Source organism: Pseudonocardia wallangbongensis (assembly GCF_054486945.1).
In genome coordinates, this window is record NZ_JBRERS010000001.1 from 409,968 (window position 1) to 432,839 (window position 22,872).

23 protein-coding genes are annotated in these 22,872 nt (G+C 73.4%); 15 read left to right on the forward strand and 8 right to left on the reverse strand.

Going from position 1 to position 22,872, the window contains the following annotated elements:
- Positions 1–67: 67 nt before the first annotated feature.
- The gene (locus ACU436_RS02000) at positions 68–2,419 is read right to left on the reverse strand and encodes a bifunctional salicylyl-CoA 5-hydroxylase/oxidoreductase (RefSeq protein ID WP_459020957.1); all 2,352 of its coding nucleotides are present in this window, start codon (positions 2,417–2,419) and stop codon (positions 68–70) included.
- 57 nt (positions 2,420–2,476) lie between these two features.
- On the opposite strand from ACU436_RS02000, the gene ACU436_RS02005 reads away from it, so the two are divergent.
- Genes ACU436_RS02005 through ACU436_RS02020 form a run of 4 tightly spaced genes read left to right on the forward strand, consistent with a single transcriptional unit; the run spans position 2,477 to position 5,572 of the window.
- A complete protein-coding gene (locus ACU436_RS02005) occupies positions 2,477–3,604 on the forward strand; it encodes an acyl-CoA dehydrogenase family protein (RefSeq protein WP_459020959.1) in 1,128 nt (375 codons plus the stop codon).
- Entirely contained in the window at positions 3,601–4,428 is an 828-nt protein-coding gene (locus tag ACU436_RS02010; protein WP_459020960.1) for an enoyl-CoA hydratase family protein, read from the forward strand. The genes ACU436_RS02005 and ACU436_RS02010 overlap by 4 nt, the downstream gene beginning before the upstream one ends.
- Positions 4,428–5,177, forward strand: coding sequence for an SDR family NAD(P)-dependent oxidoreductase (locus ACU436_RS02015; RefSeq protein WP_459020962.1), 750 nt, complete (start codon positions 4,428–4,430; stop codon positions 5,175–5,177). The genes ACU436_RS02010 and ACU436_RS02015 overlap by 1 nt, the downstream gene beginning before the upstream one ends.
- Positions 5,174–5,572 (forward strand): RidA family protein, encoded by a 399-nt coding sequence (locus tag ACU436_RS02020; RefSeq protein WP_459020964.1) that lies wholly within the window; start codon positions 5,174–5,176, stop codon positions 5,570–5,572. The genes ACU436_RS02015 and ACU436_RS02020 overlap by 4 nt, the downstream gene beginning before the upstream one ends.
- A gap of 271 nt (positions 5,573–5,843) precedes the next feature.
- Here ACU436_RS02020 and ACU436_RS02025 read toward each other — a convergent pair whose 3' ends face one another.
- Positions 5,844–6,653 (reverse strand): PaaX family transcriptional regulator, encoded by an 810-nt coding sequence (locus ACU436_RS02025; RefSeq protein WP_459020966.1) that lies wholly within the window; start codon positions 6,651–6,653, stop codon positions 5,844–5,846.
- Positions 6,654–7,432: 779 nt separating this feature from the next.
- On the opposite strand from ACU436_RS02025, the gene ACU436_RS02030 reads away from it, so the two are divergent.
- Positions 7,433–8,458 (forward strand): DUF4185 domain-containing protein, encoded by a 1,026-nt coding sequence (locus ACU436_RS02030; protein WP_459020967.1) that lies wholly within the window; start codon positions 7,433–7,435, stop codon positions 8,456–8,458.
- Positions 8,459–8,464: 6 nt separating this feature from the next.
- Here the strand turns inward: ACU436_RS02030 and ACU436_RS02035 are convergent, their stop codons facing one another.
- Both ACU436_RS02035 and ACU436_RS02040 read right to left on the reverse strand, forming a co-directional pair.
- Positions 8,465–9,442, reverse strand: coding sequence for a 2-hydroxyacid dehydrogenase (locus ACU436_RS02035; protein ID WP_459020969.1), 978 nt, complete (start codon positions 9,440–9,442; stop codon positions 8,465–8,467).
- 10 nt (positions 9,443–9,452) lie between these two features.
- Positions 9,453–10,217, reverse strand: coding sequence for an IclR family transcriptional regulator domain-containing protein (locus tag ACU436_RS02040; RefSeq protein WP_459020971.1), 765 nt, complete (start codon positions 10,215–10,217; stop codon positions 9,453–9,455).
- 101 nt (positions 10,218–10,318) lie between these two features.
- On the opposite strand from ACU436_RS02040, the gene ACU436_RS02045 reads away from it, so the two are divergent.
- From ACU436_RS02045 to ACU436_RS02075, 7 genes are all read left to right on the forward strand, one after another.
- Positions 10,319–11,653 carry a cation:dicarboxylate symporter family transporter gene (locus ACU436_RS02045; protein WP_459020973.1) on the forward strand — a complete coding sequence of 445 codons (1,335 nt, stop codon included), beginning with the start codon at positions 10,319–10,321 and terminating at the stop codon, positions 11,651–11,653.
- A 22-nt stretch (positions 11,654–11,675) separates the two neighbouring features.
- Positions 11,676–12,212 carry a carboxymuconolactone decarboxylase family protein gene (locus tag ACU436_RS02050; protein WP_459020975.1) on the forward strand — a complete coding sequence of 179 codons (537 nt, stop codon included), beginning with the start codon at positions 11,676–11,678 and terminating at the stop codon, positions 12,210–12,212.
- Complete coding sequence (locus ACU436_RS02055; protein WP_459020977.1) at positions 12,212–13,012, forward strand: SDR family NAD(P)-dependent oxidoreductase; 801 nt, start codon at positions 12,212–12,214, stop codon at positions 13,010–13,012. The genes ACU436_RS02050 and ACU436_RS02055 overlap by 1 nt, the downstream gene beginning before the upstream one ends.
- On the forward strand, positions 13,012–13,893 hold the full coding sequence (locus tag ACU436_RS02060) for an amidohydrolase family protein (RefSeq protein ID WP_459020979.1): 882 nt from the start codon (positions 13,012–13,014) through the stop codon (positions 13,891–13,893). The genes ACU436_RS02055 and ACU436_RS02060 overlap by 1 nt, the downstream gene beginning before the upstream one ends.
- Entirely contained in the window at positions 13,890–14,549 is a 660-nt protein-coding gene (locus ACU436_RS02065; RefSeq protein ID WP_459020981.1) for a hypothetical protein, read from the forward strand. Before ACU436_RS02060 ends, ACU436_RS02065 begins: the two co-directional genes overlap by 4 nt.
- 92 nt (positions 14,550–14,641) lie before the next feature.
- Positions 14,642–15,640 (forward strand): Acg family FMN-binding oxidoreductase, encoded by a 999-nt coding sequence (locus tag ACU436_RS02070; protein ID WP_459020983.1) that lies wholly within the window; start codon positions 14,642–14,644, stop codon positions 15,638–15,640.
- 15 nt (positions 15,641–15,655) lie between these two features.
- Entirely contained in the window at positions 15,656–16,972 is a 1,317-nt protein-coding gene (locus ACU436_RS02075) for an aspartate aminotransferase family protein (protein WP_459020985.1), read from the forward strand.
- Between the two features lie 13 nt (positions 16,973–16,985).
- On the opposite strand, the gene ACU436_RS02080 is transcribed toward ACU436_RS02075, so the two are convergent.
- The gene (locus tag ACU436_RS02080; RefSeq protein ID WP_459020987.1) at positions 16,986–17,282 is read right to left on the reverse strand and encodes a helix-turn-helix transcriptional regulator; all 297 of its coding nucleotides are present in this window, start codon (positions 17,280–17,282) and stop codon (positions 16,986–16,988) included.
- The gene (locus ACU436_RS02085; protein ID WP_459020989.1) at positions 17,279–17,545 is read right to left on the reverse strand and encodes a hypothetical protein; all 267 of its coding nucleotides are present in this window, start codon (positions 17,543–17,545) and stop codon (positions 17,279–17,281) included. Before ACU436_RS02085 ends, ACU436_RS02080 begins: the two co-directional genes overlap by 4 nt.
- A 122-nt stretch (positions 17,546–17,667) precedes the next feature.
- Here ACU436_RS02085 and ACU436_RS02090 point away from each other — a divergent pair, with 122 nt between their 5' ends.
- The 3 genes from ACU436_RS02090 (at position 17,668) to ACU436_RS02100 (ending at position 20,757) form a co-directional block, all read left to right on the forward strand.
- Positions 17,668–18,531, forward strand: coding sequence for an intradiol ring-cleavage dioxygenase (locus ACU436_RS02090; protein ID WP_459020991.1), 864 nt, complete (start codon positions 17,668–17,670; stop codon positions 18,529–18,531).
- Positions 18,521–19,582: a maleylacetate reductase gene (locus tag ACU436_RS02095; RefSeq protein WP_459020993.1), complete on the forward strand. Its 1,062-nt coding sequence runs from the start codon at positions 18,521–18,523 to the stop codon at positions 19,580–19,582. The genes ACU436_RS02090 and ACU436_RS02095 overlap by 11 nt, the downstream gene beginning before the upstream one ends.
- Positions 19,583–19,932: 350 nt before the next feature.
- Positions 19,933–20,757, forward strand: coding sequence for an alpha/beta hydrolase family protein (locus ACU436_RS02100; RefSeq protein WP_459020995.1), 825 nt, complete (start codon positions 19,933–19,935; stop codon positions 20,755–20,757).
- A 15-nt stretch (positions 20,758–20,772) separates the two neighbouring features.
- Here ACU436_RS02100 and ACU436_RS02105 read toward each other — a convergent pair whose 3' ends face one another.
- The gene (locus ACU436_RS02105; RefSeq protein WP_459020997.1) at positions 20,773–21,165 is read right to left on the reverse strand and encodes a hypothetical protein; all 393 of its coding nucleotides are present in this window, start codon (positions 21,163–21,165) and stop codon (positions 20,773–20,775) included.
- 11 nt (positions 21,166–21,176) lie between these two features.
- Positions 21,177–22,850 carry a phosphoenolpyruvate--protein phosphotransferase gene (gene ptsP / locus ACU436_RS02110; RefSeq protein WP_459020998.1) on the reverse strand — a complete coding sequence of 558 codons (1,674 nt, stop codon included), beginning with the start codon at positions 22,848–22,850 and terminating at the stop codon, positions 21,177–21,179.
- Between the last annotated feature and the right edge of the window lie 22 nt (positions 22,851–22,872).

Here is a 22,872-nt window from a genome sequence, read left to right on the forward strand (position 1 = left end):
GATCCAGGACCGCACACATGGTGGGCGGTGTGTGCGGTCCGGACCGGGTGTGTGCGGTCGGGCCGGGTCATCGCCTCGGGCGCCAGCGCAGGTGGCCGTCCGCCGGCGGGCGGCGGATGAGGTCCAGGCGTGGTTTCGGGCCGTCGGTGCGGCCGGACTGGGGCTTGCGGCGGCCGGCCCGCCACGAGTCGGGCCAGGCCGCGCCCGGCCCGTCGTAGTCCTGCTCCACCGCGGCGTGCAGCGTCCAGCTCGGGTTGTACAGGTGGGCGCGGCCCACGGCGCACAGGTCGGCCCGGCCGGACAGGATGATCGTGTTGACGTCGTCCGCGGAGGAGATGACGCCCACCGCGATCGTCGGGACGTGGAGCACGTTGCGGATGGTGTCGGCGAACGGCGTCTGGTACGAGCGGCCGAAGGCCGGGCGCTCGTCCGGGGTGACCTGCCCGGTGGAGACGTCGATGGCGGACGCCCCGGCCCGTTCGAAGGCGCGGGCGACCTCGCACGCGTCCTCGGGGGTGATGCCGTCCTCCACCCAGTCGGTGGCGGAGATGCGCACGGTCATGGGCCGGTCGGCGGGCCACACCTCGCGCATCGCCGCGAAGACCTCCAGCGGGAACCGGAGCCGGTTCCCGATCGGCCCGCCGTAGGCGTCGGTGCGCCGGTTGGTGACCGGCGACAGGAACGACGACAGCAGGTAGCCGTGGGCGCAGTGCAGCTCGACGAGGTCGAAGCCGGCGCGGGCACCGCGCTCGGTGGCCGCGACGAACTCGGCGACGATCGCGTCCATGCCGGCCCGGTCGAGCGCCGTCGGCACCTGGTTGACACCCTCGCGGTAGGGGCGCTCCGACGGCCCGACGACGGGCCAGTTCCCGGAGTCCAGTGGCTGGTCGATGCCCTCCCACATCAATTTCGTGGAGCCCTTGGGCCCGGAGTGGCCGAGCTGGAGGCCGATCTTCGCCGGTGACGAGGAGTGCACGAAGTCGGTGACGCGCCGCCACGCGGCGCCCTGCTCGTCGGTCCACAGGCCGGTGCAGCCGGGGGTGATCCGCCCGTCCGGCGAGACGCACACCATCTCCGTCATCACGAGGCCGGCGCCGCCGAGCGCCTTGCCGCCCAGGTGGACGAGGTGGAAGTCGGTCGGCATGCCGTCCGGGGCGACGTACATGTCCATCGGCGAGACGACGACCCGGTTGACCAGCTCCAGCTCGCCGAGCCGGAACGGGTGGAACATCGGCGGCCGCGGGTCGCCGCCACCGGCGAACCAGGTGTCGACGGCGGCGACGAACCGCGGGTCGCGCAGCCGGAGGTTGTCGTAGGTGATGCGGCGGCTGCGGGTGAGGATGTTGAACGCGAACTGCAGCGGCGGCTGGTGGACGTACTGGCCGAGGTTCTCGAACCACTCCAGGCTCGCCTGCGCGGCCCGCTGGGTCGACTCCACCACGGGCCTGCGCTCGGCCTCGTAGGCGGCGAGCGCGGCCGGGACCTTCTCCGTCTCGTGCAGGCACGCCGCCAGGGCCAGCGCGTCCTCCATGGCGAGCTTGGTGCCGGAGCCGATCGAGAAGTGGGCGGTGTGGGCGGCGTCGCCGAGCAGCACCACGTTGTCGTGGCACCAGCGCGCGTTGCGCACGGTGGTGAAGCTGATCCACCGCGAGTTGTTGGCGAGCACGCGCCCGCCCGCGAGGACGTCGGCGAAGACCTCGCGCACGGCCTGGACGGAGCGCTCGTCGGACTCGCCCGGCGCCAGGTCCAGCGCCTCGGACTCCTGGAAACCGGCCCGGCGCCACACGTCGTCGTGCATCTCGACGATGAACGTGCTGCCGTGCTCGTCGAACGGGTAGCCGTGCATCTGCATGACGCCGTGCTCGGTCTCGCGGATGTCGAAGGTGAACGCCTCGAAGACCGTGTCGGTGCCCAGCCACATGTAGCGGCACCGGCGGATGTCGAGGTCCGGGCCGAAGTGGTCGGCGTACTTCGTGCGCACCGCCGAGCCCTGACCGTCGCTCGCCACCACGAGGTCGTGCTCCTGCCGCAGCTGCTCCACGTCGGGCGCCTCGCTGGAGAAGCGCACGTCGACGCCGAGCTCCCGGCAGCGTTCCTGCAGGATCTGGAGCAGCCGCTTGCGGCCCATCGCCGCGAAGCCGTGGCCGCCGCTGGTGATCGTCTCCCCGCGGAAGTGGACGTCGATGTCGTCCCAGCGGGCGAACTCCGCCTGCATGGCCGCGTGCACCACCGGGTCGGCGTGCTCGATGCCACCGAGCGTCTCGTCGGAGAACACGACGCCGAAGCCGAACGTGTCGTCGGCGGCGTTGCGCTCCCAGACCGTGATCTCGTGGTCGATCCCCTGGAGGGATCCGAGCTGCTTCGCCAGCGCGGCGAAGTACAGGCCGCCGGGGCCTCCACCGATGACTGCCATGCGCACGGCACCCAGTATATTGTTTGTTTGACGCTCGTTGTCAATGCGACATACGATGCCGGGATGGAGCAGGTCGCCTACACCACTCGCGTCGCCGCGCTCGCGACCGAGCACCTCGTCCCGCTCGCGCGCGAGGACGGCCGGGTGAACCGCCCGCTCGTGGCCGCCATGGGCGAGCTGGGCCTGCTCCGCGACCTCTACGGCGGCAGGCCCGACGAGCCGCCCCGCGACGCCGCGGCGATGCAGCTGTGCCTGCTGCGCGAGACCATCGCCGCGGTCTGTCCCGAGGCCGAGACCGCCCTGGCCCTGCAGGGGCTGGGCAGCTACCCGATCCTGCAGTCGGGCTCGGCCGCCACCGTCGACCGCTGGATCCCGGGCGTCGTGAAGGGCGACGTCCTCGCCGCGTTCGCGCTGACCGAACCGGGAGCCGGGTCCGACGCCGCCGCGCTCTCCCTGCGCGCCGAGCCCGACGGCGACGGCTGGCGCCTCTCGGGGGAGAAGCTCTGGATCTCCAACGCCCCCGACGCCGACGTCTACACCGTGTTCGCCCGCACCTCCGGGGCGGGCGCGCGGGGCGTCACCGCCTTCGCCGTGGCCGGCGACTCCCCAGGGCTCTCCGGCGAGCACCTCGACATGATCTCGCCGCACCCGATCGGCGGCCTCACCTTCGACGGGGTGCGCGTCGAGCGCGCCGACGTGCTCGGCGAGGTCGACGCCGGGTTCCGGGTCGCCATGCGCACGCTCGACCTGTTCCGGCCCAGCGTCGGCGCGTTCGCGGTGGGCATGGCGCAGGCCGCGCTCGACGCCACCGTCGCGCACGTCACCAGCCGCGAGGCGTACGGCGGCACCCTGTCGGCCCAGCAAGCGGTGGCCCACTCGATCGCGAACATGGCCACCGACCTGGAGGCCGCGCGCCTGCTGGTCCATGCCGCGGCCCGCGCCTACGACGCCGGCGCCGACCGCTCCACCGTCACCCGGTCCGCGGCGATGGCCAAGCTCTTCGCCACCGAGGCGGCGGGCCGGATCGTGGACCAGTGCGTGCAGCTGCACGGGGCCCGGGCGTTGCAGCGCGGGCACCCGCTCGAACACCTCTACCGTGACGTCCGGGCACCCCGGATCTACGAGGGCGCCTCGGAGGTGCAGCGCACGATCATCGCGCGAGAGATCTTCAGGGAAAGGACGAGCAGTTGAGCCGTTTCCGGGCTTCGGCACCGCTGACCACGGACTGGTCCCACTTCGACTTCGCGGTCGACGGGGCGGTCGCCACGGTCACCCTCAACCGCCCCGAGAAGCTCAACCCGCTCACGTTCGAGTCGTACTCGGACCTGCGCGACCTGCTGCTCGAGCTGCCGCACCACGAGGGCGTCAAGGCGCTGGTGATCCAGGGCGAGGGCCGCGGCTTCTGCGGCGGGGGCGACGTCAACGAGATCATCGGCGAGCTGCTGAAGATGCAGGCGGCCGACCTGATGCGCTTCACCAAGATGACCGGGGACGTCATCCGGGCGATGCGGGAGTGCCCGATCCCGATCATCGTGAAGATCCAGGGCATCGCCGCGGGCGCGGGCTCGGTGATCGCGCTCGCCGCCGACTTCCGGATCGTCGGCACCTCCGGGCGGTTCGCGTTCCTGTTCACCAAGGTCGGGCTCTCCGGTGGCGACATGGGCGCCGCCTACCTGCTCCCCCGCGTCGTCGGGCTCGGCCGCGCCACGCAGCTGCTCATGCTCGGCGACACGATCGACGCCCCCACCGCCGACCGGTACGGGCTCGTGTCGCAGCTCGTGGCGGACGAGGAGCTCGACGAGACCGTGGCCGCCCTCGCCGGCCGGCTCGCAGGCGGCCCGACGCTGGCCTATGCGCAGACGAAGTCGCTGCTCACCCGGGAGCTCGACATGCCGCTCTCGGCGTCGATGGAGCTCGACGCGATGACCCAGGCGCTGCTGATGACCACCGAGGACCACGCCGAGTTCCACGCGGCGTTCAACGACCGGCGCAAGCCGGAGTGGAAGGGCCGGTAGTGGCGGTCGCTGTCGTCACGGGCGCCGGGCAGGGCATCGGCCTGGCGACGGCGCGGCGGCTCGCCGAGGCCGGCTTCCGGACGGTCCTGGTCGGCCGCGACCGCGGCCGGCTCGACGAGGCGGCCGCGCAGGTACCCGGCCCGACCCTCTGCGTCGGGGCCGACGTCACCGTGCCCGAGCAGGTCGAGGACCTGTTCGCCACCGTCGAGCGGACGTGGGGTCCGGCGGAGGTCCTCGTCGCGAACGCCGGCACCTCGCTCGCCGCGCCGATCACGCGGACCACCGACGACCAGTGGCAACAGCTGATCGACACCAACCTGACCGCGCCGTTCCGGTGCATCCGCCGCGCGCTCCCCCCGATGCTCGAGGCCCGCCACGGGCGCATCGTCGTGATCGCCTCGGTGGTCGCGAAGCGCGGCGAGCGCCAGGTGAGCGCGTACACGGCCAGCAAGCACGGCGTGCTGGGGCTGGTCCGCGCCGTCGCCGACGAGGTGGCGCGGCAGGGCGTGACCGCCAACGCCGTGTGCCCGGGCTACGTCGACACGCCGATGACGGACGCGACGGTGGCCGCCATCGCCGACCGGACGGGGATGTCCCCGGACGAGGCCCGGGCCGTGCTCGAGCGGCGCCAGCCGATCCACCGGCTCGTGCAGCCCGACGAGGTCGCGGCGGCCGTACTCTCCTGCGTGCAGAACGGCGCGATCAACGGACAGGGCATCAACGTGGACGGAGGAGCCGTTCAGTCATGACGTTCGAGCGCATCAACCCGCCCCAGCTCGCCGCGCCGCGGGGGTTCAGCCACGCCGTGGCGACGGACCGGCAGCGCACCGTCTACCTGGCCGGGCAGACGGCGCTGGACCGGTCGGGCACGATCGTCGGCGACGACATCGTCACGCAGTTCGAGCAGGCGCTGCTCAACCTCCTGCAGGCCCTGACGGCGGCCGGCGGGTCGGGGGACGACCTCGCCACGGTCACGATCTACATCGTCGACATGGATGCCTACCTCGCCGGTTCCCGGGAGATCGGGAGGATCTGGCGGCGCCTCGTCGGCACCGAGTACCCGGCGATGGCCGGCATCGGCGTCGCGCGGCTGTGGGACGCCGCCGCGCTGGTCGAGATCCAGGGGATCGCCGTCCTCGACTAGGCGGTGTCCGGTGGATCTTGGGCGATGTCCTCGGGCGCGCCGACAACACGGCCAGGGCCCGCGCAACGGGCCCCACCCGGCGCGACCCGCGGCAGAACCCGCTCACACACCAACATCCGCGCTCACACACCAACTGCAGTTGCTGTGCCGACCACCAAGTTGGTGTGCGACCGCCGTCCCGGCGCCGCGCGCCTTGCCGCGGCCGCCCGCGTCCTCTCCGGGGCTCCCGCCCCGCGGCGACGACCACGACGTCATCATGACGCTGGGCGCCTCAGGCGTGGATCGCGGCCAGCGCGTGCTCGCGGGCCGGGGCGCGCAGCAGCGCGTCGAGGTCGCCGAAGAGGTCCCCCGCCCGGCCGCCGTTCCACCCCTCGGGCACGAGGTCGGGCGGCAGGCCGGGGTCGAGGTACGGCAGCCGCCGCCAGACCGTGAGCATCGGTACGTAGACCTCGAACGCCGTACGCGGGCCGTCCGCGGAACCCTTCCACCGTGCCTGCGCGTCGGAGAACCGGTCGAGGAACTCCGCGTACCGGGCGTTGATGTCGTCGAGGTCCCACCAGCGCGCGACCTGCCGGCGCAGCTCGCCGAAGCCCGCGTGGTGGGCCGTGAACAGGTCGACGTAGGAGGTGAGCCCGCGCCGCTCCAGCGTGCGGCCGACCTCGTCGCGCAGGTGGCCCGGTGCGACCCACACGCCGGGCGCGGCCGTGCCGAACCCCAGACCGGACAGCGTGGTGCGCAGCGTGTGCCGCTTCTCCCGCTCCGACTCCGGGATGGAGAACACCACGAGCACGAAATCGCCCGACGCGCCGGCCCGCCGCCGGTCGAAGATCCGCGTGTCGCCCTCGCGGAGCACCTCGAGCGCACCCTGCGAGAGCGCATAGCCCGCGGACCGGCCCGACTTCATCGACTCGAGCACGCCCCGCCGCTTGAGCCGCGAGATCGACGAGCGGACGCCCGCGGAGTCGACGCCGAGGTCCCCCATCAACCGCACGACGGAGCCCACCGACATCCAGTTGTGCTCCTCGCGCGCGTACAGCCCGTACAGCGTCAGGATCAGCCGGCGGGGGGCGAGCTCTGCCATGGTGCCAACTCTAGGAGGGACCTCAGAGGCGCCCGGCCGGCGCCGATCAAGGGCAGATGGCAGTCAGTCGATCTCCGGGAGCGACCATTTGCCCATGGTCACCGACCGAGACCCCACCTGGCGGGTACCGCGACCGGGTCCGCCCCGCACACCGCCGGCCCAGACAGGGATGTGATCAGCAGATCCGTGACATGAACCGCACATCCGCGGAAGTGGCCCGGCCCACGTCACGATCCTGCCGATCAAGCCGCCCCCAGCACCGACGCGAGCAGCGACCCAGGCCCCCTACCGCGAGCGTCATGATCAGCCCATCGGTGCACCCACCGCCACATGTGGCTGCTCCCGCACCAAGCGGCCGATCATGCCCGTCGGGCAGTGGGCTTGATCAGCAGATCGGTGCACCCACAGCCACATACGGCCGCCCCCGCACCGAAGCCGTGATCATGCCCGCGAGACCCGGTCTCCGGTGGCGCCGCGCGCCGACCGGGCAGGCCCCCGGCCTGCCCGCGAAATGCCCGGGAGGGGCCGCAGAGGCTCACCTGTCAAGGGTCGCGAAGCGATCGCGCAGCGACGCCGAAGGCGCCCTTGACAGGTGAGGAGCGGCCCCGCACGATGCGCGGCGCCACCGGAGACCCCACCCCGCCAGCAGCGGCCGACGCCGAGCCCACACCCGGGTTCGGCGACACCCCGGGACCGAACAACTGGGTGAAACCAGGCGTCGCGCAGTAGGCCCGAGTTGTTCAGGGCGCTCCTGGGGGAGGAGCAGGCAGGATGGCGGTGTGACGGAACGGCTCGCCACCAAGATCGCCGATCTCACCGGCCCGGGCATCACCGACCGGTTCGGCATCGGCGGCACCGACCTGGGTGCCACCACGACGGCCCCGCAGGGACACCTGGTCTCGGTGTTCGGGGACACGTTCCGGCAGGCGGGTGTCGGCGGGCCGGGCTGGCGCTCGCCCGTCGTGCTGTTCGCCGACCCGGAGAGCGTCCCCACCGGGCTGCGCTGGACCGGCGCGGCCGGGCGCCGCGGCGAGGCCCGCCAGGTGGTGCGGTACATCCACCACGGCTGGCGCCGCAACGGATTGCGCCTGCGGCGCCTCACCACCGTCCTCCCCACGGACGTGATCACGGTCGGGGACGAGATGTACCTGCACGTCATGGTGTGCCGCGAGCTGGGCAACGTGCGCTGGACCGAGCTGCACCGCTCCCGCGACGGTGGGCGCACCTGGCGGCCCACCGGCACCCGCTGGCCGGCCGGCCTCCACGACGGCCTGTTCCAGATGCTCACCTGGGAACGGGGCACCGACGGCTGGGTGTACGCGATGACCACCGGCTTCCAGCGTGAGCACGGCCTGCTGCTGCACCGGGTGCCCGAGACCGCGCTGACCGACCCGGACGCGTGGCAGAGCTGGGGCATCGCCGACGACCGCTGGGGCTGGGGGAACCCGCCCACCGTCGTGCTGCCCGGCCGGTTCGGGGAGCTGTCGCTACGCCGCGTCCCCGGGGACGGGCCCGATCACTGGCTGCTGTCGGTGTTCGACGCCGGCCGCTACTGCCTCGACGTCCGCGTGCTGGACGGGCCGACCGCCGACCTGCACCGCGCGCCGCCCGTGACGGTGCTGCGCGGCTGCGACTGGGACGGCGAGGACCACGCCTGCGGGAACGTCGCTCAGCTCTACGGCGGGTACGTGCTGCCCGGTTCGACGCTGCGCGAACTGCACCTCGTGGTGAGCCAGTGGAACACCGCGACGGGCTGGCCGTACCGGGCGATGCAGTTCCGCGCGGACCTCTCGGGCCTGCCCTGACCCGGATCAGGCGACCGCCACCACGTTCACGAGCGGCTCCTCCGCCGCGAGGCGCCGGATGTTGGCCGCGACGTCCACGGCGCGGCCCGCGAAGGTCTGGCGCGTCACGCCGGAGGAGTGCGGGGTCATCAGGACGTTCGGCAGGTCCCGGAAGGGCAGCTCCGACGGCGCCGCGACGGGGCCGGTGGTCGGGTAGCCGTACCACACGTCGATCGCGGCGCCGGCGATGTCACCGTCGCGCAGGGCCGCGTAGAGCGCCTTCTCCTCGACGAGCGGGCCACGGCCGACGTTCACCAGGACGGCATTGCCCCGCATTCGGGCGAGCTCCGCGGCCCCGATCATGCCCCGCGTCTCCGGCGTGAGCGGGGCGCTGACCAGCACGACGTCCGCCTGGTCGAGCAGCGCGCCGAGGTCGTCGGTCGGGCCGGACCACTCCAGCCCGTGCGCCGCGGCGTCGACGTCCCCGCGCCGCGTCACGGCGACGCCGCGCGCCCCGAACACCCGGAAGCCCTCCCAGGCACGGGCGCCGATGTGGCCGAAGCCGACGAAGCCGACGGTGGCGGCGGCGAGCGAGTGGGTCCAGGGCCCCGCACCGTAGGCGGGCGACGCCCACCGGTCGGCGCGCAGCGCGGTGTCCTGGGCCAGGAACCCGCGACGCAGCAGCACCGCGGCGGACACGGCGTACTCGGCGATCGAGTCCTCGTGGTGGAACGTGTTGGCGACGATCGCGCCGGCCGGCAGCGCGGCGATGTCGATCCCGTCGAAACCGGCACCCGCGGCGTGCACGAGCCGCAACGACCTGCCCGCCGCGGCGACCGAGGCCGGGCAGCGCGCGCTGACCAGCACGTCGGCCCCGACGACCGCGGCCTCGACCGCGGGGAGGTCGCGCGGGTCGAGCCAGCGCACCTCCGAGCCGGCGGGCAGACCCTCCTCCAGTTCGGCCCGCAGCGGCGCCAGGTTGGTGTCGGCGATCACGATCTTCATGCCCGTCCCCTCAACGTGTGGCGATCTCGGCCGAGATCGCCTCGGCGTGCTCGATGACCATCGGCGCGCACCGCGCGCGCAGCTCCTCCGCGGACATCCGGGCCGCGTTCACCGACACGTTCAGCGCGGCGATCACCCGGCCGCGGTACCGGACCCCGGCAGCCACCGAGCGGACGCCGACCTCCCGCTCCTCGTCGATCAGCGCGTAGCCGTCGCGGCGGACGCCGTGGAGGATCTCCCGCAGCCGGGACCGCTCGGTGACCGTGTGCGAGGTGAGCGGCCGCAGGTCCGCCTTCGCGAGGTAGTCGTCGAGCTCGCCGTCGGGCAGCGCGGCCAGGAGCACCCGGCCCAGCGACGTCGGGTAGGCGGGCAGCCGGGACCCGATGTTCAGGGTGATCGCCACGCTGCGCGGGCTCGGAACGCGGGCCAGGTAGACGATCTCCGCGCCGTCGAGCGTGGCCAGCGACGAGGACTCCTGCAGCTCGGCCGACAGGCCGCGCATGTGCGGCTCGGCCGACTCCCACCACGGCGCCGACGACAGGTAGCCGTAACCGAGGCGCAGCACCTTCGGGGTGAGGCGGAAGCGGCGGTCGCGCATCTCGGCGAAGCCCAGCCGCTCGAACGTCAGCAGGAGCCGCCGGACCGTGGCCCGGGTCAGGCCCGTCAGCTCCGCGACCCGGCTGACGCCGAGCTCCGGGTTCTCCGCGGAGAACACCATCATCACCTGGAACGCCTTGTCGACCGAGTCGATGAAGTCCGGATCCTCTCTGGACACCGGGGCAGTCTCCCATCGCGCTTGACATCCGGGCGTGAAGGCCCCAAGGTCTGCACGTCAGTCGAGCAAGTGTACGTCAGTCGCACAACTTGGAGACGACGATGTCCCTTCGGTCGCTGCTTACCCGCTTTCGAATTCGCAGCGCGTTCACGACCAAGCTGTACGTCACGGTGCTCGTCGCGATCGTGGCCGGGGCCATCGTCGGCCTCGTCGCCCCCGGCGCCGGGGCCGCCCTGGAGCCGATCGGCACCGGCTTCATCGGCCTGATCCAGATGCTGATCGCGCCGGTCGTCTTCTGCACGATCGTCACGGGAATCGCGTCGGCCGGGGAGCTGACGTCGGTCGGCCGGGTCGGGGTGAAGGCGCTCGTCTACTTCGAGGTGGTCACGACCATCGCGCTGATCGTCGGCCTCGTGGTGATGGACGTGCTCCGGCCGGGCGCGGCGCTGCACGCCGACCCCGCGTCGCTCTCGATCTCCGGCTCGGCCGAGCAGTACGTGCAGCGGGCCGAGAGCACGCACTGGTACGACTTCCTGCTGAACATCATCCCGAACGGCGTGGTCAGCGCGTTCACCGAGGGCAACGTGCTGCAGGTGCTGCTGGTCTCGATCCTGTTCGCCATCGCGTTCAAGGTCATGGGCCCGGCGGGCGAGCCGATCGTGCGCGGTGTGGCGCGGATCGGCGACGCCACGTTCGTCGTGATCAGGCTCGTGATGTACCTGGCCCCGCTGGGTGCCTTCGGCGCCATGGCCTACACCACCGGGAAGTTCGGCGTGGCCACCCTGGTGAGCCTCGGCAACTTCGTGCTCCTGTTCTGGGTCAGCGGCATCGTCTTCTGCCTGCTCGTCTTCGGTGTCGTCGCCCGGATCTGCGGGCTGCGGATCCTCAAGCTCTACCGCTACTTCAAGGACGAGCTGCTGATCACCCTGGGCACCTCGAACTACGAGGTGGTCATGCCGGCCCTGATGCGCAAGCTCACCCACCTCGGCGCGCCGAAGCAGGTCGTCGGCCTCGTCGTGCCGTCCGGCTACGCGTTCAACGGCGACGGCGTCTGCCTCTACCTGGGGTTCGCCTCGCTGTTCATCGCGCAGGCCTTCGACATCGAGATGTCGCTGTGGCAGCAGATCGGCCTGCTCGCCGTCTTCATGATCACATCGAAGGGCAGCGCCGGGGTCGCCGGCGCCGGCTTCGTGATCCTCGCCGCCACGCTCAACACCACGGCGGTGGTGCCGGTCGTCGGGATCATGCTGATCATCGGCGTCGACCGGTTCATGTCCATCATGCGCGGCCTCGTCAGCCTGTCCGGCCAGATCATGGGCAGCCTGATCGTCTCCCGGTGGGAGCGGCAGCTCGACGTCGACCGCGCCCGCGCCGTCCTCGACGGCGCGGACGTCCCCGAGCTCGCCGAGGACCAGCCGGAAACCGTGTCAGCCTGACACCGATAGCGAAGGAGATCCATTGGCCCGCCTCGAGTACGCCGCTTCCGACCTCCCGGGGCCGGACGGCGACATCGCCGAGCGGATCCGTGCCCGCCGCGGCGGCACGCTCACCCCGCTGGACCTGATGCTGCTGCACAGCCCGCCGCTGGCCGAGGGCTGGAACGGCCTGCTCGGTGCCGTGCGCACCGCGTCGACGCTCGCCGCGGACGTCCGCGAGCTCGCGATCCTGCGGATCGCGGCCCTCAACGGGGCGGACTACGAGTGGCGCGCCCACGAGCCGCTCGGGCGGGCCGGCGGCCTCACCGACGCCGACATCGACGTGCTGCGCGGCGAGCAGCGACCGGACGTACTCGCCCCCCGCCTGGCCGCCGTGCTCGCCTACACCGACGCGATGACCGTGCAGGTCACCGTCCCCGACGACGTGTTCGGGAGGCTCCGTGAGCACTTCACCGAGCGCGAGATCGTCGAGCTGACCGTCACGGTCGGCGCCTACAACCTGGTGTCCCGGTTCCTCGTCGCCCTCGAGGTCGGCGGCGAGGAACGGGAGGCGGCCTGATGGCCGGCCGGTTGGCGGGCAAGGTCGCCGTCGTCACCGGGGCGGGCAGTGTCGGCGAGGGCTGGGGCAACGGCCGCGCCACCGCCGTGGTGTTCGCGCGGGAGGGCGCCCGCGTGCTCGCCGTCGACCGCGACCCGGCACCGCTGGAGGCGACCCTCGCGCTGATCGCCGACGAGGGTGGGACGGCCGCGGGCCACACCTGCGACGTCACCGACCCGGTGGCGGTCCGGTCGATGGTCGCGGCGGCCGTGGACGCGTTCGGCGGGCTGGACGTGCTGGTGAACAACGTCGGCGGCTCCCGCGCCGGCGGCGCCACCGAGCTCGACGAGGCCGGCTGGCACGCCCAGCTCGACCTCAACCTCACGAGCGCCTACCTCGGCTGCCGCCACGCCATCCCGGCGATGCGGGTCCGCGGCGGCGGCGCGATCGTCAACATCGCGTCCACCTCGGGAATGCGGTTCACCGGCTCCCCCCAGGTCGGCTACGCCGCGGCCAAGGCCGGGGTGATCCAGCTGTCGCGGGTGACCGCGGTGCAGCACGCGCCCGAGGGGATCCGGGTGAACACCGTCGTGCCCGGCCAGTTGCACACGCCGATGGTGGAGGCGCGGCTGGCCCGCCAGCGCGCAGGCGGCGACGTGGAGTCCCTCCTGGCCCAGCGGCAGGCCCGGATCCCGCTGGGCTTCATGGGCGACGGCCGCGACACCGCGTACGCGGCGCTGTTCCTGGCCTCCGACGAGGCCCGCTTCGTGACCGGCACCGAGATCGTCGTCGACGGCGGCATGACCGCGCGGTGCGACTGATGAACGGGCGACCAACTCCGCAGAACCCCGGCCCGCACCCGGCCCCGCACCGCCCGACCCTCGCGCTCCCGGCCGGGGCCTGCGACGCGCACTGCCACATCTTCGGCCCGACCGCGCGGTTCCCCTACGCCCCCGACCGCACCTTCACCCCGCCCGAGGCGCCCCTGACCGACCTGCAGGCGCTGCACCGGCTGCTCGGCCTGGAGCGCGCGGTGATCGTGCAGTCGGCCGCGCACGGCGCCGACCACGCGTCCCTGGAGGCCGCGCTGGCCGAGGGCGCCGGCCGGTACCGCGGCGTCGCGCTGATCCGGCCCGGCACCGCACCGGCCGAGGTGGCCCGGCTGCACGACGCCGGGGTCCGGGGCGCCCGGCTGCACTTCACCCCGCACCTCGGGAAGGCACCCTCCGCCGAGGAGATCGACGCGATCGTGCGGCTGGTCGCGCCGCACGGGTGGCACATCGCCCTCCACGTCACGGGCGACGGCATCGCCGAGCACGCCGACGTCGTGCGCTCGCTGCCGCTGCGGGTGGTGATCGACCACATGGCCCGGGTGGACCTGCGCCAGGGGCTCGGCTCGCCCGCGGTCACCGCGCTGCGCGGGCTGCTGGACACCGGCGACGTCTGGGTGAAGGTCTCCGGGGCCGACCGCCTCGCGGTGGCGCCGCCGTCGATGGCCGACTCGGCGGCGCTCGCGGCCCTGCTGGTGCGCCACGCCCCCGACCGGGTCGTCTGGGGATCGGACTTCCCGCACCCCAACACCTACGGCTTCGTGCCGGACGACGGCGACCTCGTCGACCTGCTCGCCGAGATCGCACCCGCCCCGGCCGACCGGCAGCGGCTGCTCGTCGACAACCCCACGACCTGCTTCGGGTTCCGATGAGCGAGCTTGCGAGCAAATCATGTGGCAGCGCCTGCGCCGACGGGTTGCTCCTCGTCCTGTCCGAGCCCGGCGAGGTGCCGCTCGACGAGTTCCACCACTGGTACGACACCGAGCACGCGCCTGCCCGGCTGCGCGTGCCCGGGATCCACGGCGGGCACCGCTTCCGCGCGGCGGACGACCGGGCGCCGGGCTGGCTCGCGGTCTACCCCCTCGAGCTCGCGGCGCTGGACTCCCCCGCCTATGCCGAGGCCCGGGTGCGCAGCCCCTACGAGCAGACGGTGGTCGAGCGGCTCGCGGTGCTCGACCGCCGGGTGTACGCGCGCCTGGACGACCCGGCCGATCCCGCTCCCGATGCTTGCCCGCTGCTCCTGACCGTGGGTCTGACCAGCACCGATCCCGACGAGCTCGACGCCTGGTACGCGGGCGAGCACGTGCCGATGCTGCAGCAGGTGCCCGGCTGGCGGCGCACCGTGCGGTACCGCCGCGTCGACGGCGCGGGGCCCGACCGCCTCGCGGTGCACGAGCTGGACGGCCCCGCCGTCTTCGACAGCCCGCAGTACGCCCGGGCGGTGTCGACCCCGTGGCGGGAGGCGGTGGCCCGGACCGTCGACGTCCGGGAACGCCGCCTGTTCACCCACCACCGGAGGCTCGGCTAGGTGGGAGCACCAGGCGCACAGGTGCGCCCGGCCCTGGATCGCGGGCCCTTCGGCCCGTATCCCGGCACCGCGGCTGGGCCCAGTCTCGACGGATGGGTGAGATCTGCGGCGCGCTCGGTCTCACGGAGGAGCAGGTCGACGGCCTGCTGACGACGGCGAGCCGGGCGCCGTCGCTGCACAACAGCCAGCCGTGGCGGTTCCGGCTGACGACCACGACGATCGAGCTGCACGCCGACCCGGACCGTCGCGTGCCCGTGGCCGACCCGAACGACCGGGAGCTGCGCATCGCATGCGGTGCGGCGCTGTTCAACCTGCGGCTCGGGCTGCACGGGTTCGGCGTCCGGCCGCTCGTGACGATCATGCCCAACCGCAGCCGGCCGGGGCTGCTCGCCGTCGTGCGCGCGGGCGGTCGCAGGCTCGTCACCCCCGACCAGCAGCGCCTGCTCCGGGCCGTCCCGTTGCGGCACACCAACCGGCACCCCTACAGCGACGCGCAGCTCACGCTGCAGGAGCAGTACGCGCTGCGCCGCGCGGCACAGGACGAGAGCTGCTGGCTGCACCTGCTCGACGACCCGCGGCAGCGGTCCGCGCTGCAGCACATCGCCGCCCGGGCCCACGACACGCAGCTGTCCGACCCGCGGTTCCGGGCCGAGTTCGCCGACTGGACCGCGCGATCCTCGGAGACGCGGGGCGTGCCGGCGATGGCCGGCGGGCCGCTGCCCGAGCCACAGGACCGGTGGGTGCTGCGCGACTACACCGCGGGCGCCGGCGACACCCGCGTCCCCGGCAAGGACTTCGAGGCCGACCCGTTCCTCGCGGTCCTGTTCGCGCACCTGAGCGGCCCCGAGGCGGAGGTCCAGGCCGGTCAGGCGATGCAGCGCGTGCTGCTCACGGCCACGGCCGAGGGCCTGGCGACGTCGTTCCTTTCCCACGTCGTGGAGGTCCCGCTCGCCCGGGAAGAGCTGCGCAGGCTCGTCGGCACCACCCGCCCGCCGCAGGTGGTGCTGCGGATCGGGCACGGCTGGCCGATCGCGGCCACCCCGCGGCGGAGCGCGGCCGACCTCGTGGAGCCCGAACCCGGCCACGCGTGAGTACCCTCTCCCCTGGTGGGCACCTTCAGGGACGACACCTTCTGGGACGACGTCGAACGGCACGTGGTGCGCTACGGCGCTCCCTTCACGCCACGCATCATCGAGAGAGCAGCCGGCTGCTACGTCCACGACAGTGCCGGCGCGGCGATCCTCGACTTCACCTCCGGCCAGATGAGCGCGGTCCTGGGGCACTCGCACCCGGACATCGTCCGGGCGGTCTCCGAGTCGGTCGCCTCGCTGGACCACCTGTTCAGCGGGATGCTGAGCCGGCCCGTCGTCGACCTGGCGAAGAGGCTCGCCGCCACGTTGCCCGAGCCCCTCACCAAGACGCTGCTGCTGACGACCGGCGCGGAGTCCAACGAAGCCGCCATCAAGATGGCGAAGCTGTACACCGGCAGGTACGAGATCGTGTCGTTCGACCGGTCCTGGCACGGCATGACGTCCGGGGCCGCAGCGGCGACGTTCTCCGCCGGCCGCCGCGGGTACGGCCCGACCATGCCGGGGAACCTCACCCTGCCCACCCCCAACGGCTACCGGTCGCCGTTCCGCCGTCCCGACGGCTCCCACGACTGGGAGACCGAGCTCGAGTACGGGTTCGCCCTGGTCGACCAGCAGTCGACCGGTGCGCTCGCCGCATGCATCGTCGAGCCGATCCTGTCGTCCGGCGGGATCATCGACCTGCCGCTCGGCTACCTCGCCCGCCTGAAGGAGATGTGCGCGGAGCGCGGCATGCTCCTCGTCCTGGACGAGGCGCAGACCGGTCTCGGGCGGACCGGCCACATGTACGCGTTCGAGCGCGACGGCGTCACCCCCGACATCCTCACCCTCTCCAAGACGCTCGGGGCCGGCCTGCCGGTCGCGGCCGTGGTGACGAGCGCCGAGATCGAGCAGGTCTGCCGGGACCGCGGCTTCCTCTTCTTCACCACCCACGTCTCCGATCCCCTCGCCGCCACCGTCGCCCTGACCGTCCTCGACGTCATCGCGCGCGACGACCTGGTCGCGCGTTCCGCGAAGCTGGGCGAACAGCTCAGGAGCCGGCTGCTGGGCCTGCGCGACGACCACGAGGTCGTGGGCGACGTCCGGGGCCGCGGCCTCCTGCAGGGCATCGAGCTGGTGACGGACAAGGACAGCCGGACCCCGGCCGACACGCTCGGCCAGGCCGTCACCGCTGCCTGCCTCGAACGCGGCCTGCACCTCAACATCGTCCAGCTGCCGGGGATGGGCGGCATCTTCCGGATCGCCCCGCCCCTCACGATCAGCGAGGACGAGCTCCACACCGGCGTCGACATCCTCGAGGCCTCGATCAAGTCCGTGCTCGCACGGGCCACCTGAAGCCCGGCGGGCGTCACGTCCGCGCCGTGTCCGAGGGGAGCACGCCGAACCGCTCCCGGTGGGCGCTCGCGGACCGGCCGAGGTGGGTGAAACCCCAGCGGTACGCGGTCTCCGTGACGCCCGGCGCGCCCGTCTGCAGCTCCTCGTGGACGCGGTCGAGCCGCACCGGCCGCAGGTACCCCATCGGCGTGGTGCCGACGTGCTCGCGGAAGGCCTCCTGCAGCCGCCGGGCGCTCACGCCGGCCACGCGGGCCAGGTCACCGAGCGTGTAGGCGTCCTGCGGCGCACCCTGCACGACGACGTCGATCACGCGCCTGCCCTATCTCGGAGGGCCCCATCTCGTAGGGCCTCGGTGTAGCTGTGCCGCTGCGCGAACAGCAGGCCGGCGGCGAGCAGCCGCTCGTGGTAGGGGCGCAGCCCGACCGTGAGGTGCTCGGTGCGCACACCGCGCAGCAGACCGGTGTCGTCGGGAGCCGCGCCGAGCGGCTCGACCCGCGCCGGGTAGTAGAGCGCGTTCGGCTCGCTCCGGAACTCCTCGAAGGAGGCGTGGTCGCAGATCGCGTGCCGAGCCAATACCGCAGCGGTTTCCGGCCACCGATCGCGCGAAGCGGCTGTCCCGCCGGCGGCCGAGCCGCCTAGCGTGGGCCCCGACCCGGCTGTTCGCATGTCACGCCTCCTTCCCTCGGGAGCCAAGGATGGACCTCACCTCCGAGAGCACCACCGCAGCGGTGATCGAGAGCTTCGCCGAGACGGCGGACCCGCGCCTGCGGGAGATCCTGCAGGAGCTCGTGCCCCACCTGCACGACTTCGTCCGCAAGGTACGTCTCACGCTGCCCGAATGGGAGGCGGCGATCGAGTTCCTCACCGCCGTCGGGCAGAAGTGCGACGCCAACCGGCAGGAGTTCATCCTGCTCTCGGACGTGCTCGGCGTCTCGATGCTGGTCGAGACGATGAACGGGCAGGAGGCCGGCACCGAGAGCACGGTGCTCGGGCCGTTCCACGTCGTCGCCTCGCCGGAGCGGGAGAACGGCGACTCGACCGACCTCATGGGCGGGTCGGAGCCGTGCGTGGTCACCGGCCGTGTCCTCGACACCGACGGCGCCCCGCTGGCCGGCGCCACCGTCGACGTGTGGCAGTGCAGCGCGGACGGGTTCTACGACGTCCAGCAACCCGATGTGCAGCCGCTCGGCAACGGGCGCGGCCTCTTCCACACCGACGCCGACGGCCGGTTCGAGTTCCGGACGGTCGTGCCGAGCCACTACCCGATCCCCACCGACGGCCCGGTGGGCCGGATGCTCCTGGCGACCGGGCGCCACCCGTTCCGCCCCGCCCACATCCACTTCATCGCCGGCGCGCCCGGGCACCGGAACCTCACCACCCACATCTTCGTCGCCGGCAGCCCGTACCTCGACTCCGACGCCGTCTTCGCCGTGAAGCAGAGCCTGGTGGCCGACTTCAAGGAGGTCGACGACGCCGAGGAGGCGCGCCGGTACGGCGTCGACAACCCGTTCCGGGCGGCGTCGGTCGACCTGGTGCTGGAGCCCGATCGTGTGGGATGAGTTCAGCTACCAGTCCCTGCCGATGCGGGTGGTCTTCGGCGCCGGCACCTCGGCCCGCCTCGGTGCGGAGGTCGAGCAGCTCGGGCTCGACCGCGTCCTCGTGCTCACCACGCCGGAGCAGGAGGAGCTCGGCCGGCGGGTTGCCGACGGGCTCGGCTCCCGGGCCGCCGGCGTCCACCCGCACGCCCGGATGCACGTGCCGGTCGAGGTGGCGGCGCGGGCCCGCGAGGCGGCGGCCGGGCTGGGCGCAGACGGCTGCGTCGCCGCCGGCGGCGGGTCCACGATCGGCCTGGGGAAGGCGATCGCCCTCGAGCACGGGCTCCCCGTCATCGCGGTGCCCACCACGTACGCCGGCTCGGAGATGACACCCATCTGGGGCCTCACCGAGGGCGGCCGCAAACGCACGGGCCGTGACCCCGCCGTGCTCCCCCGCAGCGTCGTCTACGACCCGGACCTGACGCTCACCCTGCCCGTCCCGCTGTCCGTGACCAGCGGGTTCAACGCGGTGGCCCACGCCGTCGAGGGCCTCTACGCCCCGGACGCGTCGCCGATCATCTCGCTCATGGCGCGCGAGGGCGCGCAGGCGCTGCTCGAGGCCCTTCCCGAGGTAGTCGCCCAACCCACGGACCTCGCGGCACGCACGCGCGCCCAGTACGGCGCCTGGCTGTGCGGCGCGGTGCTCGGTGCCACCACGATGTCGCTGCACCACAAGCTCTGCCACGTGCTCGGCGGGACCTTCGACCTGCCGCACGCCGAGGTCCACACCGTGGTCCTCCCCCACGTCGCCGCCTTCAACGCGGTGGCCTGCCCGGCACTGACCTCGCTCCTGGGCCCGGATCCCGGCGGCGCCCTGTGGGACCTCGCCACGAAGCTCGGCGCCCCGCGGTCGCTCGCCGAGCTCGGCATGCCGGAGTCCGGCCTGGCCGAGGTGGTCCGGCAGGCCACGGCCGCCCCCTACGCCAACCCCCGCCCGGTCACGGAGGACGACCTCACCCACCTCGTCGAGGCCGCCCGTCGCGGCGAGCGCCCCACCGCGTCCCAGGCGTTCTAGCGCGGTGGATCGTGGGGCCGACGCCGTGGATGCGCCGGCATGATCCACGCCCGGCGCTGCCCAGGCTTGATCAGCGCATGCCGTTCTCAGGCCGCGCCCGTGCGGCTCTGTGACCGCACTCGTCGATCACCGTCGCCACGGGATGGACGCCGCGTGGCCGCGGCCGCCGCCAGGTGCAGCTCGCATCGATCACGGGTCGCACCGCTGCGCGGTGCGGGCATTCACCGGGGATCCCGCTGCGTCTCCGGACGGACTGCGCCGGGTCACCGCTGGTTTCGCCCGTGGTGAAAGGAGGGTCGCGGCGGCCGCCCCGCTGTCTACGGTGGCGATCCGTGGACCGAGGGGGAGACATGGAAGCGATCACCGGTACCGCGGCCGGGGTGCCGTACACGGCGCTCCCGCCGGCCGGAGTCAACGACGGTCCTGCGCCGTTGATCGTGACGTGGCACATGCTGGACGCGCCGCGCACGGACGCGGCGTTCGCGGCCGCGCTGCCCATGGCCGGAGTGCCTGCCTGGCGCGTTCACCTGGGCATGCCGATGTGCGGCGCGCGGATGGTCGACGGCCGGCTCGACGCCGCCGTCGCGCTCGCCCGCGAGGACGCGCTGCTCGCCTTCCTGGCCCCGCTCGCCCACCAGGCCGCCGCCGAGTTCCCGGCCGCGCTCACCGCGCTGCGTGATCAGCTGCCGGTCGACGACGAGCCGGTTCGTGTCCTCGGCGCCTCGCTCGGCGGCACCGTGGCGCTGCACGTGCTGACCGCGGGGCAGGTTCCGGTCAGTGCGGTCGCGCTGGTCAACCCGGCGGTGCGGATCCGGTCCGTCGTCCCGCTCGTCGAGGGCCTCGCGGGCCACCCGTACCGGTGGACCGCGAAGGCCGACGAGGTCGCCGACGAGCTGGACTTCGTCGCCCGTGCCGCTGATCTCACGGTGCAGCCGCCGCTGCTGCTCGTCAGCGGGGAGCGGGACCACCCGGCCCTGCGTACGGACGCGGCCGCTCTGGTCGATGCGTTGCGCGAGCGGTACTCGCACCCCGACGAGGTCGAGCTGGTCGGCGTGCCCGGCCTGGCGCACCCGCTGGCCGAGGAGCCGGGCCTGGAACCGGCTCCGCAGCTGCCCACGGCCGGGGCGGTCGACGAGATCGTGACCCGGTGGTTCGTCCGGCAGCTCACGAGCTGAGCGGACCGCCCTCGATCAGGGCTTCCGCGGCGTCTCCTCCGGGACGTCGGCCGGGCGCGGCTCGCCGCAGCCCGGCGTGCGGGACGTGCCGGTGGACGAGCTGCCGACGAGCAGCTTCCACTCGCGCAGGATCTCGCCGGGTTTGCGGATGATGCCCAGCGGCAGGTAGTGGAAGAGGAAGTCGACCGGCTGCCGGCGGGCGTGGCGCAGCATCTTCCCCGGCTTGTCGGCGAGCCGAAGCTCGAGGTCCCGCAGGTAGCGCTCCAGGAGGACATCGGGCCGGGGGGCCACCGTGGAGCCGCACTCCGAGCACGTGACGCGGGCAATGATCGTTCCCAGGTACACCACCGCGTGCGACCGCTCGCTCCCGCAGCGGTGGCACTGCAGGGGGACGACGTAGCGCTGCATGGTGCCTCCCACTACAGCAGGGCCAGTACTTCGGGAGAAGCGAGCCGGCGGACGACCTCGCGGGCGGACACGGCGTCGTCCGCCTCCCGCGCGGCCTTCGCCATGTCGACGCACTCGTCGAGGGTGTGGGTGCTCAGGGCGTGGCGGACGGCCGGCAGGCAGGCCGGGGCCATCGACAGGCTCCTGAGCCCCGTCCCGACGAGGACGAGCGCCAGCAGCGGGTCACCGGCCGCCTCCCCGCAGACGCCGACCGGACGGCCCGTGCGACGCCCGCCGTCGGCGACCGCCCCGACGAGGTCGAGCAGCGCGGGCTGCCAGACGTCGAGGAGGTCGGCGAGCGCGGACGTCGTCCGGTCGGCCGCGAACGCGTACTGGGCGAGGTCGTTCGTGCCGATGCTGACGAAGTCACAGCACTCCAGGAGCCGGGCGGCGCGGAGCGCGGCGGCCGGCACCTCGACCATGGCGCCGACCGTCGCCAGCCCGTACGCGCGGGCCTGCCCGGCGAACTCCGCGGCCTCGGCCGGCGTGGACACCATCGGCGCCATCACCCACACCTCCGCGGAGCAGGACGCCGCCGCATCGGCGATGGCCGCGAGCTGGTCGGTGAGCAGCCCTGGCTGGCGCCGCGCCACGCGTAGCCCGCGCACCCCGAGCGCCGGGTTCGCCTCCTGCGCGTGGTCGATGAACGGCAACGGCTTGTCGGCGCCCGCGTCGAGGGTGCGGATCACGACCTTCCGCCCGGCGAACGCGTCGAACACGGCCCGGTAGGCCTCGACCTGCTCCGCCACCGGCGGTGCGGAGGTGCGGCCGAGGTAGAGGACCTCGGTGCGGAACAGCCCGACCCCCTCGGACGCCACGTCGGCGGCCGCCCGCGCATCGGCGACCGTGCCGACGTTGACGAGCAGGGCGACGGGGGTTCCGTCCGCGGTGCGGCCCGGTCCGGCCGGCTGGGGCCTCGCCGCACGGGCCGCGGTCCGCGTGACGATGCCGGCGAGGACGCTCTCCGGCGGGTCGACCGTGATCTCCCCGCCGGACCCGTCGACGGCCACATGGGCGCCCTCGTCGAGATCCGCGGCTTCCGGGCACGCGACCACCGCGGGGATGCCGAGCTGCTTGGCGAGGATCGCGGTGTGGCTGGTCGGGCCGCCGAGCTCGGTGACGAAACCGAGCACCCGGTCGCGGTCCAGCATGGCGGTGTCCGCGGGCGCGAGGTCGCGCGCGACGAGTACGGACGGCCGGCGCAGGAGCGGGATCCCGGGCATCCTGGCGCCGGTGAGCAGGGCGATCGCCCGGCACCTGATGTCCTCGAGATCGGCCACCCGCTCGCCGACGTAGCCGCCCACCCCCCGGAGCACCTCGGCGTAGGACGTCAACCCCTCGTGGACGGCGCGAGCGGCCGTGCGGCCGCCGGCGACGAGATCGGCGACCCGCTCGCGCAGCTCGGGGTCCTCGGCCATCATCGCCTGGGCCTCGAGCACCTCCTCGGCCGCTCCCCCGGCGGCCGCCCCGCGCGCCCGGAGGAACTCGGCGACGCCCGCGAGCGCGGCCCCGGCCCGCGCGGCCTCCGCACCGGGGTCCTCGACGGCGCCGTCCGCAGGCGGGTCCGGCGGCGGGGGCGCGAGCCGGACGACGGGTCCGGCGACCGCACCGGGGCTCGCTCCGATCCCGCGCAGGACCTCGTGCATGCGTTGCTCCTCGTCGGTGAGG

Excerpts from the sequence above, each read along its gene's own strand:
- ACU436_RS02025 (WP_459020966.1), bottom strand. The coding sequence starts at position 6,653 with ATGGCAGAGCTCGCCCCCCGCCGGCTGATCCTGACGCTGTACGGGCTG.
- ACU436_RS02005 (WP_459020959.1), top strand. The coding sequence starts at position 2,477 with ATGGAGCAGGTCGCCTACACCACTCGCGTCGCCGCGCTCGCGACCGAG.
- ACU436_RS02070 (WP_459020983.1), top strand. The coding sequence starts at position 14,642 with ATGGGTGAGATCTGCGGCGCGCTCGGTCTCACGGAGGAGCAGGTCGAC.
- ACU436_RS02090 (WP_459020991.1), top strand. The coding sequence starts at position 17,668 with ATGGACCTCACCTCCGAGAGCACCACCGCAGCGGTGATCGAGAGCTTC.
- ptsP (WP_459020998.1), bottom strand. The coding sequence starts at position 22,850 with ATGCACGAGGTCCTGCGCGGGATCGGAGCGAGCCCCGGTGCGGTCGCC.
- ACU436_RS02100 (WP_459020995.1), top strand. The coding sequence starts at position 19,933 with ATGGAAGCGATCACCGGTACCGCGGCCGGGGTGCCGTACACGGCGCTC.
- ACU436_RS02060 (WP_459020979.1), top strand. The coding sequence starts at position 13,012 with ATGAACGGGCGACCAACTCCGCAGAACCCCGGCCCGCACCCGGCCCCG.
- ACU436_RS02055 (WP_459020977.1), top strand. The coding sequence starts at position 12,212 with ATGGCCGGCCGGTTGGCGGGCAAGGTCGCCGTCGTCACCGGGGCGGGC.
- ACU436_RS02065 (WP_459020981.1), top strand. The coding sequence starts at position 13,890 with ATGAGCGAGCTTGCGAGCAAATCATGTGGCAGCGCCTGCGCCGACGGG.
- ACU436_RS02105 (WP_459020997.1), bottom strand. The coding sequence starts at position 21,165 with ATGCAGCGCTACGTCGTCCCCCTGCAGTGCCACCGCTGCGGGAGCGAG.
- ACU436_RS02035 (WP_459020969.1), bottom strand. The coding sequence starts at position 9,442 with ATGAAGATCGTGATCGCCGACACCAACCTGGCGCCGCTGCGGGCCGAA.
- ACU436_RS02045 (WP_459020973.1), top strand. The coding sequence starts at position 10,319 with ATGTCCCTTCGGTCGCTGCTTACCCGCTTTCGAATTCGCAGCGCGTTC.
- ACU436_RS02020 (WP_459020964.1), top strand. The coding sequence starts at position 5,174 with ATGACGTTCGAGCGCATCAACCCGCCCCAGCTCGCCGCGCCGCGGGGG.